The sequence below is a fragment of the Catenulispora sp. MAP12-49 genome, assembly GCF_041262705.1.
Taxonomy (GTDB): Bacteria; Actinomycetota; Actinomycetes; order Streptomycetales; family Catenulisporaceae; genus Catenulispora.
This window is the reverse complement of sequence record NZ_JBGCCP010000001.1, coordinates 85385-99981: the sequence shown is the minus strand read 5'-3', so window position 1 is coordinate 99981 and position 14597 is coordinate 85385. Positions and strand designations below refer to the sequence as shown.

General features: G+C 70.8%; 12 protein-coding genes and 1 pseudogene. 6 read left to right on the top strand and 7 right to left on the bottom strand.

Annotation, left to right across the window (positions count from 1 at the left end):
• Positions 1–19: 19 nt before the first annotated feature.
• Positions 20–553 (bottom strand): DinB family protein, encoded by a 534-nt coding sequence (locus ABIA35_RS00410; protein ID WP_370340087.1) that lies wholly within the window; start codon positions 551–553, stop codon positions 20–22.
• A 104-nt stretch (positions 554–657) separates the two neighbouring features.
• Here ABIA35_RS00410 and ABIA35_RS00405 point away from each other — a divergent pair, with 104 nt between their 5' ends.
• Complete coding sequence (locus ABIA35_RS00405) at positions 658–2847, top strand: DEAD/DEAH box helicase (RefSeq protein WP_370340088.1); 2190 nt, start codon at positions 658–660, stop codon at positions 2845–2847.
• A 24-nt stretch (positions 2848–2871) separates the two neighbouring features.
• Positions 2872–3873 carry a hypothetical protein gene (locus tag ABIA35_RS00400; protein WP_370340089.1) on the top strand — a complete coding sequence of 334 codons (1002 nt, stop codon included), beginning with the start codon at positions 2872–2874 and terminating at the stop codon, positions 3871–3873.
• A gap of 41 nt (positions 3874–3914) precedes the next feature.
• On the opposite strand, the gene ABIA35_RS00395 is transcribed toward ABIA35_RS00400, so the two are convergent.
• On the bottom strand, positions 3915–5699 hold the full coding sequence (locus ABIA35_RS00395; protein ID WP_370340090.1) for a putative Ig domain-containing protein: 1785 nt from the start codon (positions 5697–5699) through the stop codon (positions 3915–3917).
• Between the two features lie 396 nt (positions 5700–6095).
• Between ABIA35_RS00395 and ABIA35_RS00390 the strand changes: the two genes are divergently transcribed.
• Entirely contained in the window at positions 6096–7352 is a 1257-nt protein-coding gene (locus tag ABIA35_RS00390) for a peptidase S8 (RefSeq protein ID WP_370356032.1), read from the top strand.
• A 291-nt stretch (positions 7353–7643) separates the two neighbouring features.
• Here ABIA35_RS00390 and ABIA35_RS00385 read toward each other — a convergent pair whose 3' ends face one another.
• From ABIA35_RS00385 to ABIA35_RS00365, 5 genes and pseudogenes are all read right to left on the bottom strand, one after another.
• A complete protein-coding gene (locus tag ABIA35_RS00385; RefSeq protein ID WP_370340092.1) occupies positions 7644–8210 on the bottom strand; it encodes a Rieske (2Fe-2S) protein in 567 nt (188 codons plus the stop codon).
• Positions 8211–8294: 84 nt separating this feature from the next.
• On the bottom strand, positions 8295–9095 hold the full coding sequence (locus ABIA35_RS00380; RefSeq protein WP_370340093.1) for a class I SAM-dependent methyltransferase: 801 nt from the start codon (positions 9093–9095) through the stop codon (positions 8295–8297).
• Between the two features lie 156 nt (positions 9096–9251).
• Positions 9252–11102 carry a serine/threonine-protein kinase gene (locus ABIA35_RS00375; RefSeq protein WP_370356030.1) on the bottom strand — a complete coding sequence of 617 codons (1851 nt, stop codon included), beginning with the start codon at positions 11100–11102 and terminating at the stop codon, positions 9252–9254.
• A gap of 107 nt (positions 11103–11209) precedes the next feature.
• Entirely contained in the window at positions 11210–11878 is a 669-nt protein-coding gene (locus ABIA35_RS00370; RefSeq protein WP_370356028.1) for a cytochrome b/b6 domain-containing protein, read from the bottom strand.
• Positions 11826–12029 (bottom strand): annotated as a pseudogene (locus tag ABIA35_RS00365) (molybdopterin-dependent oxidoreductase); the annotation flags it as partial. The pseudogene ABIA35_RS00365 and the gene ABIA35_RS00370, both read right to left, overlap by 53 nt.
• Positions 12030–12422: 393 nt before the next feature.
• On the opposite strand from ABIA35_RS00365, the gene ABIA35_RS00360 reads away from it, so the two are divergent.
• The 3 genes from ABIA35_RS00360 to ABIA35_RS00350 all read left to right on the top strand — a co-directional run bounded on the left by ABIA35_RS00360 (position 12423) and on the right by ABIA35_RS00350 (position 14551).
• Positions 12423–13295 (top strand): alpha/beta fold hydrolase, encoded by an 873-nt coding sequence (locus tag ABIA35_RS00360; RefSeq protein ID WP_370340096.1) that lies wholly within the window; start codon positions 12423–12425, stop codon positions 13293–13295.
• Positions 13296–13388: 93 nt separating this feature from the next.
• Complete coding sequence (locus ABIA35_RS00355) at positions 13389–13901, top strand: pyridoxamine 5'-phosphate oxidase family protein (protein WP_370340097.1); 513 nt, start codon at positions 13389–13391, stop codon at positions 13899–13901.
• A gap of 245 nt (positions 13902–14146) precedes the next feature.
• Entirely contained in the window at positions 14147–14551 is a 405-nt protein-coding gene (locus ABIA35_RS00350; protein ID WP_370356026.1) for a sortase-dependent protein, read from the top strand.
• The last annotated feature ends 46 nt before the right edge of the window (positions 14552–14597 follow it).

Genomic DNA, 14597 nt, shown 5'->3' with positions numbered 1-14597 from the left:
TGATCCGCTTCCGATCAGCTCAGCCGAAGGGATTGAGGACGAGATATCCGTCGATTCGGCTGAGCTGATCGGACACCGGATCCGGCGGGAGCGCGTGCCCCAGGTTCTCGGCGCGGACCTCGCCGATCCACTGGTCGTGCTGGTACTCGTGGTTGATCAGCGCGACCAGCAGATGGCCGCCGACCACGGCCATCTGTCCGGGCGCACCGACCTCGCCGGCCGCGATGGCGCCGATCCGGGCGTGGACCCGCTCGGCGACGGTGCCCCGGAACGCGGACAGCCGCTCGACGGTCGGCAGCGCGCCGCGGAACTTCTCCGGGTTCGCCGAGTCCATGATCCCGTCCAGCTCCGGGTCGGGGCTCGGCTCGGCCGCGGTGAGGTTGCGGATCATGAAGTGCGCGACGTGCGCCTGATGGCCCAGATGCCAGCCGATGGCGCTGGAATCCTCGTGCGGTCGCCAGGTGACCTCGTCCGGGGTGAGGTCCCGCCAGAGCTCCTCGGTGTAGGCGCGGGCCCGGTCGTACTCGTGAAGCAGGGCTGTGAGCTCGTGCATGACTCCACCTGTCGGTAGCTGTGATCCGGCCCGGCCGAACCTTCTGACACCCCTTGCCGCTACGCTGGCGCCGCTGTCGCGACAGCCGAGAGGGGGCGGTTCCCATGCCCAGACGGCAGACGTTCACCAACTCGTCCGGTGTGAAGGCCGTACTCCACGCGGCTGCCGACGCCGAGACGGCGATCCGCGAGATGCACGACGGCGAGGAACGCCGCCACCAGGCCGTGCGCGACGCTTATCAAGCGTCTCACGCGGTGGCGGTGATCGGCCGGCTCCGGGCCATCTCGATCGAGCGCCTCCGGGACGTGACCGGCGCGCGATTGCCGGTCACGAAGCTGGAGGAGGCCGGCTACAAGTCCATCGCCGACCTGCTGGAGGCGACGCCGGAGCAGCTGCGGCAGGTGCCCGGGATCGGGGCCAAGGGCGCCGAGCGGACCGTGGAGGCGGCGCGCCACATCGCCGAGGCGGCCACGGCCGGCACCCACGTCACCGCCGACATGGACCTGCGGGTCGACGACGCCGCCACGCTGCTGGCCGCCCTCTACCGCGTCCAGACCGCGGACCGGGTGCTGCTGAAGGTCCGCGAGCCGGCCAAGCGGATCGGCGGGGCGCTGACCACCCTGGCCGGCGCCGCCAAGCCGCTGAGCAGCAGGATGCGGCGCGCGATCATCGGCCGCGCCCGCCGCGAGGAGGCGCAGGACGCGGTCGACCGGCTGGACGGTCTGCTCACCGATCCCGAGACGGCCCGGGACCTGGACCGGATCAAGGCGGCGAACGAGAAGCTGCGCGGGGTGAAGCCGCCCCGGCGCCACACCGTCCGCACCGACTTCGAGAAGCGCTCCGCCGACTACTTCAGCACCCTGAGCCGCATCGCCGGCGCGCGGGCGAACGGCGAGGCGGCGCGCGGGTTCCTGCCGACCAGCCTGGCCGACCGCATCGCGATGCAGGATCTGGACCAGACCCATCTGCGCGTCTCCTTACGTGCCTACCAAGCGTTCGGGGTCCGGTTCGCGCTGGCCCAGAAGCGGGTCGTCATCGGCGACGAGATGGGCTGCGGCAAGACCGTCGAGGCGATAGCCACGCTGGCGCATCTGCGGGCCGAGGGCGCCAAGTACTTCCTGGTCGTCGTCCCCGCCAGCGTCCTGATCAACTGGCTGCGGGAAGTGCGCGCGCACAGCGCCCTGCGGCCGTACCGGCTGCACGGCCCGGAGGGGGAGGGCGCCCGCAAGGCCTGGCTCTCCGGCGGCGGCGTCGGCGTCACCACCTTCGAGGCCCTGCCGAACCTGGACCTGCCGCCGCGCACGGAGATCGCGATGCTGGTCGTCGACGAGGCGCACTACGTGAAGAACCCCGGCACGCTGCGCTCCAAGGCGGTGCGCGAGTGGACCGACCGGGTGGAGCGCGTCATGTTCCTCACCGGCACCCCGATGGAGAACCGCGTCGAGGAGTTCCGGAACCTGGTCGACTACCTCCAGCCGGACCTGGTCGACTCGGTCGGCGAGATCGACGCGGTCGCCGGCTCGGAGGCGTTCCGCAAGGCCGTGGCCCCGGCCTACCTGCGCCGTAACCAGGAGGACGTGCTCTCCGAGCTGCCCGAGATGGTGCAGATCGAGGAGTGGGAGGAGTTCGGGGCCGAGGAGGAGGCCACGTACCGGGACGCGGTCGCCGCCCGCAACTTCATGGCGATGCGCCGCGCGGCCTACGCCTCGGGCGACCCGGCCACCTCGGCGAAACTGCGCCGCCTGGTCGAGATCTGCGACGAAGCCGAGGCCAACGGCCGCAAGGTCGTCGTCTTCTCCTACTTCCGCGACGTCCTGGAAACGGTGTGTCGCACCCTCGGCGAGCGCGCCACCGGCCCCCTGACCGGCTCCATGCAACCGCAGCACCGCCAGGAGCTGGTCGACGACTTCACCGCCTCGAAGAAGCCCGGCGTGCTGGTCAGCCAGATCCAGGCCGGCGGCGTGGGCCTGAACATGCAGGCGGCCTCTGTGGTCATCCTCTGCGAACCCCAGGTCAAGCCGACCCTGGAGACCCAGGCGATCGCCCGCGCCCACCGCATGGGCCAGATCCGCCGGGTCCAGGTCCACCGCCTGCTGGTCGCCGACAGCGTCGACCAGCGGATGCTGGAGATCCTCGACGCGAAATCAGGACTCTTCGACGCCTACGCCCGCCGCAGCGAGACCGCCGAGACGATGCCGGAAGCCAAGGACTTGTCCGACGCCGCGGTGCGCAAGCACGTCATCGACGCGGAGCGGGAGCGGCTCGGGTTGGAGAAGTCCTCTACACCGCGTTAGCACTTCGGGGCCATACTGCTACCCATGGAGCCCGCTCGGTTGGGACCGTTACGTCGCGACCTGGCCCATGCCGTCCGCATGGGTCCGTTCTCCGCGACACTGCACCTGGCGATCGAGGCCAGCGGCCTGACGCTCGAACAGGTCCGGCTGGAACTGGCCGCCCGTGGCGCCTTCGTGTCGATGGCGACCTTGAGTTACTGGCGTCGGGGGCTGAGCCGTCCGGAGCGGCCGGAATCGTTGCTGGCGGTGGCGCTGCTGGAGGAGATTCTCGGGCTGTCCACGGGAGCCTTGAGCGGCCAGTTGGGGCCGCGGCGGCCGCGGGGGCGCACGGCGGTACGCCGGGAATCAGGGCTGGATGTCGTCGACGCGTGGGACGCCCGCGGCGAATACGAGGACCTGCTCCAGGGCCTGGATCCCGCCGGGCGGTTGGAGATCACGCGGGTGTCGACCCAAGACCGCTACAGTCTCGGCGCGGACCGGCGTGAGGTGGCGCTGACGACCAGCCAGGTCCTGCGGGCCGAGGCCGATGACCTGGGCCGCATGACGGTGCTCTACCGCACCTACGATCCGCCGTCGCCCTCGCCGGTCCTCACCGCGCTGCACGGCTGCCGGGTCGGGCGGGTGCGCATCGCCAAGGACAGCGGGTTCGTGGCCGCGGAGCTGCTGTTCGACCGGGTGCTGCGGCGCGGGGAGACGGCCGTCGTGGACTACGAGCTGACCGGCCTGTCTCCGTCCCCTCCGACGGAGACCGACTTCTATCAGCGCTTCTTTCCCTACGCCACCGCCTTGTACGTCCTGAGCGTCCAGTTCGATCCGGCGACCGTCCCGGCGCGGTGTGTCCGCTACGAGCGGCGCACGGAAACCGCGCCGGACCAAGGGGTTCGCGAGGTGTGGGTGGGGGCGACCGGCCAGGCCCATGTGATGGCCACGGACGTCCCGCCCGGAGTGGTCGGGCTGCGCTGGGACTGGGGGGCGGGCCTCCACGGCGCACCGTCGATACGCCGTGGAGACTCGCCCGAGCGGTGAGAGCGCCGATCAGAAACCGTATCCGTATCCGTACATAACTATCAGAATCCGTATATCTGGTAGGAGAAGGCGGTCTTGGCCGAGCCGCCGCCGGAGTCCGTGGCCGTGACGGTCACCTGGTAGGTGCCCGCCGTGGTCGGGGTCCCGGAGATGACGCCGGACGAGCTGATGCTCAGGCCCGGGGGCAGGCCGGTGGCGCGGAAGGTCAGCGGCAGGTTCTTGCTGTCCGTGGCCTGGATCTGCAGACCCTGGGACTGGAAGCCGACGAACCAGATCTGGTTGCCGGGGTTCGACACCGTGACGGTCCCGCCGCCGGTGCTGCCGTTGACGGTGAGCGAGTAGGCCGCGGTGTGGGACGTGCTCCCCGCGGTCCCGGTGACGGTCACCGAGTACGTCCCGGCCGGTGTGGACGCCGAGGTGCTGATCGTCAGCGTCGAGCTGCTGCCGGCGCCGACCGAGGCCGGGCTGAAGCTCGCCGAGGCGCCGGAGGGCAGACCGGAGGCGGACAGCTGCACCGTCACCGCCGAGCCGGAGGTGACCTTGGTGCCGACGGTGGCCGTGGCCGAGGACCCGGGGTTCACCGAGCCGGAGGCCGGGCTCACCGACACCGAGAAGTCGTTGGCGGGCGGCGGCGGGGTGGTGCCCGAGGCGAAGCCGGAGACGCCGTTGGGCGTGCCGACGCCGGTCGGGCCGTCCCAGCCGGTGCCCGCGTTGCAGATCACCGTGCCGCACGAGCCGTTGCTGCCGCTGGTGACGTCGTTGAACTTGGCCTCGTTGGCGTAGAGATAGGACACGCCGTTGTCACCGGAGGCCGGGGCGCCGGCCTGGGCCCACATCGCCGAGATCAGCGGCGTGGCCAGCGAGGTGCCGCCGTACTCCAGCCAGCCGGACTGGCCGTAGCTGTCGTAGACGGCCAGGCCGGTGTTCGGGTTGGCGTCGGCCGAGACGTCGGCGCTGGCCCGCTTCGAGCAGCCGGTCGTGACGTTCTGCTGGTAGGAGGGCTTGGCGAACAGCGAGGAGCAGCCGGAGCCGCCGCTGCTCCACACCGACTCCGACCAGCCGCGCGAGTTCGAGGCCTTGCTCAGCGAGGTGCCGCCGACCGCCACCACGCTCGGGAAGGTCGCCGGGAACTGGGCGTTCGAGCCGGACTGGGTGCCGTTGTCGCCGGTCGCCGCCGCGATCATCACGCCGGGGTGGTTGTAGTGCGTGTCCAGCCCGGTGCTGAAGTTGCTCTCGGCGTCGGAGTAGCTGTTGGACACGAACTTCGCGCCGAGCTTGACCGCCTCGTCGACGGCGGCGCCCAGATCGGTGTCGTTGTTGGTGTTCGCCTCCACCAGCATGATGTGGCACCCGGGACAGGCCGCGCTCACCGCGTCCAGGTCCAGCGTGATCTCCACGCCCCAGCCGGAGTCGCCGCTGGGATAGGTGGTGCCGCCGCTCTGGTCCACCTTCGAGAAGCAGCCGTTCGACGTGGTGCACGCCGACAGGCCCCACTGCGAGCGGTAGGTGGCCAGGTCGCTCTCGGCGTTGGGATCGTCGTAGGCGTCCACGATGGCGACCGTCTGGCCGCTGCCGGGGTTGCCGCCCAGGTTGTAGGCGGACTGGATGTCGCTGGGGCCGAAGCCGGTCGGGGCCGCGGGGTTCGATCCGCCGCGCACCAGTTGGAGGGCGTCGCAGTGGGCCTGCCCGGCGGTTGCGGTGGCGGCGCAGCCGGCGGGGACGATCTGCGGGACCGAGGCCGCCTGCGCGGGCTGGGCCAAGGCCGCCAGAGCGGCGATGGTGGATACGGCCGACGCGACCGCGCCGGCCATGAGTATCCGCCTCATGTGTTCTCCTCTCGCGCCCCGCGGCCGCGCTGTCCGCAGCCTGATTCCGGGGATCGAGTGGGAGTGTGGTGAACGGCGGGGGAACGCCGATAGGCCGCTTCACAGTGGCTCTCGCGGCCGGTTTCAAATCCTTGAATTGAACTTGAAAAAGTCCGGCCTCTGATGCCGCTGACTCTGCGCTACCTAGAGTCCCGGCATGCTCACAGTCATGGATCGGCAAAGTTTCCCGGGTGCCCTTGTCAGCTCCTTAACTGCTCACTAGTTTCAATCGCGCTGCCACCGCGGGGCGGCGCCACCTCGAGTCTTCTCGCCCGGCCCGGGATTCCCACCTCTGATGTCCCGGACCGATCGCGCTTGCGCGCGGGGAGCCCACACCCCTCATCAGGAGGCAGTAGCTTGCGATCCATCCTGAGCCCGACCGGCCGCCGGACCGCGATATCCCTGGCCGCCGTGGCGGTCCTCGGCATCTCGGCGGCGGCCCTGGCCACCGCGGCGAACGCGACCGGCGCCCCCACCGCCAAGCCCGCCGCCAAGTCCGCCGCGGGACCCGCGTGGACCCGGGCCTGCGACGCGCCGGCCCCCGGCATGGCCGCCTGCGACGCGCTGCACGTGAACAACGTCCCGGAGCACATCCGGGCCCAGGGCGTGACCCCCAACGCCACGCCGTCCGGCTTCGGACCGGCGGACCTGCGCTCGGCCTACAACCTGCCGGCCAACGGCGGCGCCGGCCAGACGGTGGCGATCGTGGACGCCTACAACGACCCGAACGCAGCGGCCGACATGGCCACCTACCGCAGCCAGTTCGGCCTGCCCGCCTGCACCGTGGCCTCCGGCTGCTTCAAGCAGGTCGGCCAGACCGGCACCAGCACCCTGCCGGCGAACAACACCGGCTGGGCCGGCGAGATCTCCCTGGACCTGGACATGGTCTCGGCGATCGCGCCGAACGCGCACATCATCCTGGTCGAGGCCAAGACCGCCTCGATGGCCAACCTCGGCATCTCGGTGAACGAGGCGGTGAAGCTCGGCGCCAAGTTCGTCTCGAACAGCTACGGCGGCGGCGAGTCCAGCGCGGACACCGGCTACGACACCAAGTACTTCAACCACCCGGGCGTCGCCATCACCGCCTCCTCCGGCGACGGCGGCTACGGCGTGGAGTACCCGGCGGCCTCGCCGAACGTCAACTCCGTCGGCGGCACCGCCCTGAAGAAGGCCTCGAACACCCGCGGCTGGACCGAGTCGGTCTGGTCCACCAGCTCCACCGAGGGCGCCGGCTCCGGCTGCTCGGCGTACGAGCCCAAGCCGAGCTGGCAGAAGGACACCGGCTGCAGCAAGCGCACCGTCGCCGACGTCTCCGCGGTCGCCGACCCGGCCACCGGCGTCGCGGTGTACCAGACCTACGGCGGCTCCGGCTGGGCCGTCTACGGCGGCACCTCCGTCGCCTCCCCGCTGATCGCCGCCGTCTACGCCGACGCCGGCACCCCGAAGGCCGCCATCCCGGCCGCGAACATCTACAGCCACACCTCGGCACTGAACGACGTCACCACCGGCGCCACCACCACCTGCACCCCGAGCTATCTGTGCAAGGCGGGCACCGGCTACGACGGCCCGACCGGCTGGGGCACCCCGAACGGGCTGACCGCCTTCACCGGCTGACGCCTGCCGCGGGGCCGGACCTCAGGGGAGCCCGGCCCCGCGTTCCGACGAACGGTTCGTGGCGACGCGGCATGGGGTCGCGCCGCCGCGGGCCGTTTTTTGGGCGTCTCGGACTTGTGGGTGGGCCGGTGTGGGTGGCTGCGGTTTGTTCGTGGGTTGACAGTCACAGGCATCTTTTGACGGCTTCGCGCATGGTTTGCGGGACCCGTTGGGGGGCGCCGGCGCCGTCCCGCTGAGCCCTGCGAAAACCGTCGTGCCGCCCCCGAGCCGGGAGCGGCACGACGCCGTGCCTCACGCCTGCGTGATCTCCCCGCCGGCGACCTTGATGGCGATCGCCGCCAGGGGCTGGGACGCGGGGCCGTTGGCCACCGAGCCGTCGGCGATGTGGTAGCTGCTGCCGTGGCAGGGGCAGACGATCAGGCCGTTCTGGACGGTGCCGACGACGCAGCCCATGTGCGTGCAGACCGCGGTGAAGGCCTTGAACGTGCCGGCTGCGGGCTGGGTCAGGACGATCTTCTGGTCGGTCAGGACGGTGCCGCCGCCGACCGGGACGGCCGAGGTGGCCGCGAGGGGTCCGGCCGCGCCGGAGGCCGAGGAGGACGTGGTGGAGCCGGTGGACCCGGTGTCGGAGCCCGAGGCGGACGAGGTTCCGGTGCTGCTCGCGCCGGACGGCGAGCCGGCGGCGTTCGACGGCGCGGCCGCGGCGCCGCTGCTTTTGGAGGACGAGCAGCCCGCGCAGACGGCGCCGGCCGCCACCGCGATGCCGAGCAGGGCGGTGCGGCGGCGGGTGCCTTCGGGGTGGGCGAGACAGGCTTGGTCGTCGGTGCTCTGGGCGGCGGCGAGATCAACGGTTGTCATCGTCTGGTCCGTCTCCTGTGTCTGTGGCGTCGTGTGGGGGTTTTGCCAAGTGCTGTAGCGACACGTCCCCGGACACCGATCGGTTCAACAGGGGCGCCGCCCCCACGCGTAGACCGTGATCGTCCGCAGCTCCATGAAGGCCGGATCCTCCAACTGCGCCAGCAGTTCCCGCATCTCGTCGGCGGTGAGCAGGCCGCGCTCGACGAGGTAGGCGCAGTGCTGCCGCGTGTTCACGACGGAGAAGCGGTCGTAGGCGCCGCCGTCGCCGAGGCTGTTGGCCAGCGCCCGCGTGCCGACGTCCCGCAGCCCTGCCTGCCCCATCCGGGCCGGGATCGTCGGCGCCCACGCCATGTCGGCACCCTGAGCCAGATACAGCTTCGCCATGCCGCCGAGGAAGCGCCGCCTGAGCTCGTACGTCGAGAAGTCCTCGGGCAGGGTGAACAGGTCGCCGATCACCAGCCACCCGCCGGGCGCCAGCCACCGCGCCGCCTTCGCCAGCACCTCGTTGCGGTTCGGCAGGTGGCAGAAGGTCAGGCGCGCGTGGATCAGGTCGAAGGAGCCCGGCTCGTAATCCAGGGTGCTGATGTCGGCCTGCTCCACCCGGAGGTTGGGGCGCTCCATCCCGGCCAGGAAGCGGGTGTCGATGTCCACGGCCGTGACGGAGCCCAGATCGCACTGCTCGGCCAGCCAGGACGCGACCGACCCCGCCCCGGCGCCGATCTCCAGGCAGCGCCACCGCGAATCGACCCCGAGCTGGGAGATCACGGCCCGGGTCTCGGGGTCGATCCAGTCCTGGAGCAGGTGGATCCGCTCGAACTCGCTGGGGATGTCCTTGCTCAGGACACCGGTCGAGTAGTCGGAGGCCAGCGTGGCCTGATCCCCCATAATTCCCCTCCATGCCGGGATGTTCGTGTACTGGCAAGGCGAGATGCTAAGAGGGTTGATTGGCGTCGAACAAGCGATCGCCGAGGGCTGAGAAGGTCGAGAGTTCGGGCCAACTGCGAACGTTCCCAAGCCTGATGTTGAGGTTGGTCCGTGCGGCTAGGTGAGGCAGATGATGTTCGCGGTAACGGGAGCCGAGCTACCGCTGATTCCGTCGGCCGACCAGGTTACATAGACGCTGCCGGTCGTGCTTCTGCCGTCGCTCTCCGTGGTTCCATAACTCTGGGAGCCGTTCGCCTTCAGAGTCGCTGGTCTCGCGGCAACGGCACTGCCGTTCGCGAGATGCCAGGTGTAGTCAACGGTTGCAGAACCGCCGGGTAGATAGCCAGCAGTGAATGTCACGCTGTAGTTTGCGGAACACTGTCCATAGCTTGTCAATGTGACAGATGCTTTGATCGATGCCTGCGGGCTCGAGGACGTGCTCGACGACGGCGTGCTCGGGACCGACGTGCTCGGCGGCGGGGACGGACTGTGGGACGTCGGCGTGGTCGGCCGGGAGGTCGGCGACGAGGGCTTGGTGGACGGCTTGCTCGACGGCGAGGAGGAGGACGAGCTGAACTGTGAGCCGGCCCCAGACGAACTCGAGCTCGAACTCGACGAGCTCGATGAACTGGACGAACTCGACGGGCCCGACGAACTCGAGGAACTTGTGGAACCGGACCCGGCCGTCGGCGCGGCCCCGGAGTCGCTGTCGGTCGGCGTGCCGGTGGGGCTGCCGGCCGTCGGGGTGAACCCGCCGGACGTCGGGCTGGGCGGCGCGGCCCGGTGGGTCGGCTTGCTGCTGCCGGCTACGGCCACGGCCGTGACGGTGAGGATGACAGCGGCCACGATCGCCACCGCGGCGGCCAGTTTGGCCTTGCCGGGTATGCGGCGCAGCGAAGAGCGGCTCGCCCCGACACCGCCCGTGGGCCCGTTGCCCCCGCCGTTCGGCGCCTCGAGGTCCTCGGGGCCGTCCGGAGTCCGCGGGCCCAGCGCCAGCGTGTCCACCCCGCCCGCGGCGACGCCGCCCGGGCCGATGAACCCGAACAGCGGCAGCAGTACGGCGATCTCCTGGCGGCCGCGCTCCTCCCACTCGACGCCGTAGTTCTCCGTCGCGACGCGCTCGACCTCCGCGACGAACGCCGACACGTCCTGCGGCCGCTCGGCCGGGTCCTTCGCCAGGCCGTGGGCGATCAGCTGCTGCACGTCCTCCGGCACCTCGGCCAGCGGGATCGGCGCGGTGCGGTGCTTCTCCTCGAGCTCGTAGACCGTTTCCGCCGAGTAGGGCACCTTGCCGGTCAGGCACTCGAAGAACGACGCGGTCACCGCGTAGATGTCCGTCACCGGCTGGGCCGGCGCCCCGTCCCACTGCTCCGGCGCCATGTACGCCGGGGTGCCGACGCCGCCGGGCATGGTGGCGTCCGGGTCGGTCTCGACGATCGGCGCGGCGCGCTCGGCGACGCCGAAGTCCGCGAGTTTGCTGACCCCGTAGGCGTTGAGCAGCACGTTCGACGGCTTGTAGTCGCGGTGCACGATGCCCAGCTGGTGCGCCGCGCCCAGGCCCAGCAGCGAGCCGCGCATCACCGACAGCGCCGCCTCCGGCGCCATCCGGCCGTTCTCGTGCAGCATGCGGTGCAGGGTCGGCCCGGCGACCAGCTCCATGACCATCGCCGAGCCGGCCTCGGACTCCGACTCGGACTCGGACTCGACGTAGTCGAAGAGCTGGACCACGTTCGGATGCCGGATCTCGGCCAGCAGCGCCGCCTCGGTGCGGAAGCGCTCGACGAAGTCCGGGTTGTTCACAAAGCGTGGACTCAGGTATTTAATCGCTACTTCGGTGCCGGTCCCGTCTTGGACGGCCGCCACTACTCGCCCGGTCGCACCGGCGCCGAGGTTCTTGGTTTCCGTGTAGCCCGGAACACTCCAGCCAGACAACGCTTTTCCCCCTGTTTGTTGCCTCGCGGCTGCCATTTACGCGCAGCGTACCAGGGGGAATAGAACATCTTGGCGACGTTCCCGGCAATCGGCTCTGTACCGGGATGCCGACCGGATGTCGAGGGGGGTGTCGAGCGCTCTGGTTAGGGTTTTTCCCGTACTTCGGGCCGGAGCCACTCGGAATGTTCTCGCCGCGCCCAGACCGGGTCGACGTATCCGGTCCGCATACCGCGGCGTGCCTCTGGGTCCTGATATGCCTTCCGCATATGTCCGACCAGTACGACGGCGATCGCCCAGGCCAGGATGTCGTGCACAAAGATGGCACTGGTCCGGGAGATACCCGGCAGGAAGTGCGTGATCCACATCAACAGTCCGGTGAACATCATCACCGATACCGCGCCGGCGATCCAGCCCGCGTAGAGCTTCTGGCCGGCGTTGAACTTCCCGGCGGGACGGTCCGCGGGTTCGTCGAGGCGCCGGCGGACCGCGTGGAGCCAGCGCCGGTCGTAGGAGGCGAACCGGTTCAGCCTGCGCAGGTCCGCGCGGAAGGCGGGGGAGAGCAGTCCCAGAAGGAACGGCGCCGGCAGCAGGATGCCTGACCACTCGTGCACGGTGACCATGAGGTGCCTGCGGCCCACGGCCTGGGCCAGCGGACCGATGTAGAGGCAGGCAGCGGTCACCACGCAGAGCAGCATCAGCGTGCCGGTGCCGCGGTGCACCATCCGCTCGGCGGCGGTGAACCGCCGGACCTTGCCGTTCTCAGGCCGTGCCGTCCTGCTTGTCGGCGCCGTCGAGCCAGCCGTCGACGTCATAGCCGCGCTCCTCCCAGTAGCCGGGGATCACCTGGTCGGTGACCGATATGCCCGACAGCCATTTGGCGGACTTGTAGAAGTACATCGGTGCCACGTACAGCCGAACCGGGCCGCCGTGGTCGTGGGTGATCGGCGCGTCCTGCATCTGCAGTTGGTGGCCTCACCCGCGCCGCCGAGCTCCTTGGGGATGGCCAGGCGGTGCTCGAGCAGGCCGTCGGCCGAGCGGGCGGTCCCGCCGTTGCGGCCCTCGCCGGTGACTTCGACGGTGGCGGTGTAGGTGACGGCCATGGCGGGCTTCCTTTCACGCGGATCATCTGACGTGAGCCAGACTCCCCCGTGGCGCCGGTCCGTCGCGCCCGTGCCGGGCCCTGGTGGCCCTGGCCCGGATCCCTGGTGTCGCCCCAGGTGGTACTGGGGGCCGCGCGACTGGGCCGTGGAACGCGGGCATGGCCGACGTTCCCCGGTAGACGCCATCCTCCCCGCGGAACCGAGAACTTTCGGCCGAACAGACTTCAGTGGGCGCGCGTGGGGTAGCTTCCTCCCCATGAGCACCCTCCGCCTTGCAGACGGCCGGATCCTGGAGTACCTGGTGGCCGGCCCGGCGAGCGGGACGCCGCTCGTGTTCCACCACGGCACGCCGTTCGCGGCCGCGCTGTTCGATCCCATGGTCCAGGTCGCCGAGCGGCACGGCTTGCGGTTCGTCATCCACAGCCGCCCCGGGTACGCCGGCTCGTCGCCGCAGCCCGGCCGGACGATCGCGTCGGTGGCCGAGGACGTCGCCGCGCTGCTGGCCGAGCTGGACGCCGATCGCTTCCTGACCGTCGGCTGGTCCGGCGGCGGCCCCCACGCGCTGGCGTGCGCCGCGCTGCTGCCGGGGCGCTGCGTGGCGGCGGCGACCATCGCCGGCGTCGCCCCGTACGTGGCCGAGGGCCTGGACTGGCTGGACGGCATGGGCGCGGAGAACATCGAGGAGTTCGCGGCGGCCACCTCCGGGGTCGGGCCGCTGTCCACCTACCTGGGCGCGCAGGCCGACGGGCTGGCGGGGGTACGCGGCGACCAGATCGCGGCCGCGCTGGGCGACCTGGTCTCCGACGTGGACGGCAGGGCCCTGACCGACGACTTCGCCGAGTACACCGCGGCGGCCTTCCGCAAGGCGGTGTCCGGCGGCATCGCCGGCTGGCGCGACGACGATCTGGCCTTCATCGGCGACTGGGGCTTCAAGCCCGAGGAGATCCAGACTCCGGTCTCGGTCTGGCAGGGCGACCAGGACCGGATGGTCCCGCCGGGCCACGGCCGCTGGCTCGCGGGCCGCCTGCCCGGCGCGTCGGTGCGGCTGTTGCCGGACGAAGGGCACCTGTCCCTGGTGGTCGACCGGATCGACGACGTCGTCGCCGACCTCGCCGCGCGCCTGGCCTGATCGGGCTGTTTCACCCGATCCGGCTCTTTCGCACGATCTAAGACTCTTGACTGTTCCGCCGGTTTTGTGGGCGCCGTCTGGAATATTGGCCCCATGCTCGAGACCCCCGAAGAACTGGCCGCCCTGCAGACCCTCCTCGACGACAGCGCCGCCAATGCCGGCCCGCACATGCGCGGCATCATCACTGCCGAACGCCGCCTGGACGCCGCCGGGCTGGCCGAGCGCCTGCGGGGCATGTGCCTGATCACGGTGGCGAGCGTGACCGCCGACGGACGCCCGCTGACCGGGCCGTTCGACGGCTACTTCCTGCACGGCTCGTGGTGGTTCAGCTCCGGTCCGGAGTCCGTGCGGATCCGGCATCTGCGGGCCCGTCCGGCGGTGAGCGCGACCTACCTGCCGGGGGAGAAGATGGCGGTGACGGTCCATGGCAGGGCCGAGCTGTTCGCGTTGCAGGGTCCGGAGTGCGCGCCGATGCGGCAGGCGATGCTGGACCACTACCTGCCGAAGCAGGGTCCGGCCTTCCAGGAGTGGCTGGACGGGCTCACCGACGGGGTCGGAGTGCGCATCGACGCCCGGAAGTTTTTCACCTTCGCCGACGCTGCGTAATCCCTTGAGAACGCTGTAGAGCGCTGGGGAACGCTGAGGAACACAGATCGCCCGCCGTGCTGCATACGGCGGGCGATCGCCTCTCATTCTCCGCGCCCGGTGGCCGACGGCTCCGATTCCTTTACCAACGCTTTACAACCGACCCCCGGTCCCGGTCGTCTCTCCGCGTGATTCGCCCAACGGATCCGCCTCGGATCCGTCACAGACCACAGATCCCCCAGGGATCGATCGAGGAGACAGACCTCATGCGTACTCGGAGTTTGCTCACCACCGTGGCCTCCACCATGCTGCTGGCCGGTGCCGGAGCGGGGACGGCGTTCGCCGACGGCACTTCCAGCCAGCCCTCCGCCGCGCCCACCACCCCGTCGGCGTCCGCCAGTTCGGCGCCGGCTTCGGCGCCCTCCGCCGCGCCGACGACCGCGGCCCGCCCCGTCCCGTCGGCCTCCGCCGCGCCGAGCACGGCGCCCGCGTCGAGCCGGGGCGGCTCCGACCAGGTCGGCGCGGTGCCCTCGGGTGCGCCGAACACCGGCGTGCCGACGAACACGTCGAACGGCTACGGGGCGGTCGAGGCGGCCGGCGCCGGCCTGGTCCTGCTGCTGGGCGGCTCGGGCGGCGTGATGCTCCGCCGCCGGACCAAGGGTCAGGGCTGATCTTGCGGCCGTCCTGGACGCGCGGGTGGCCGGCGCTGCTGGCCGT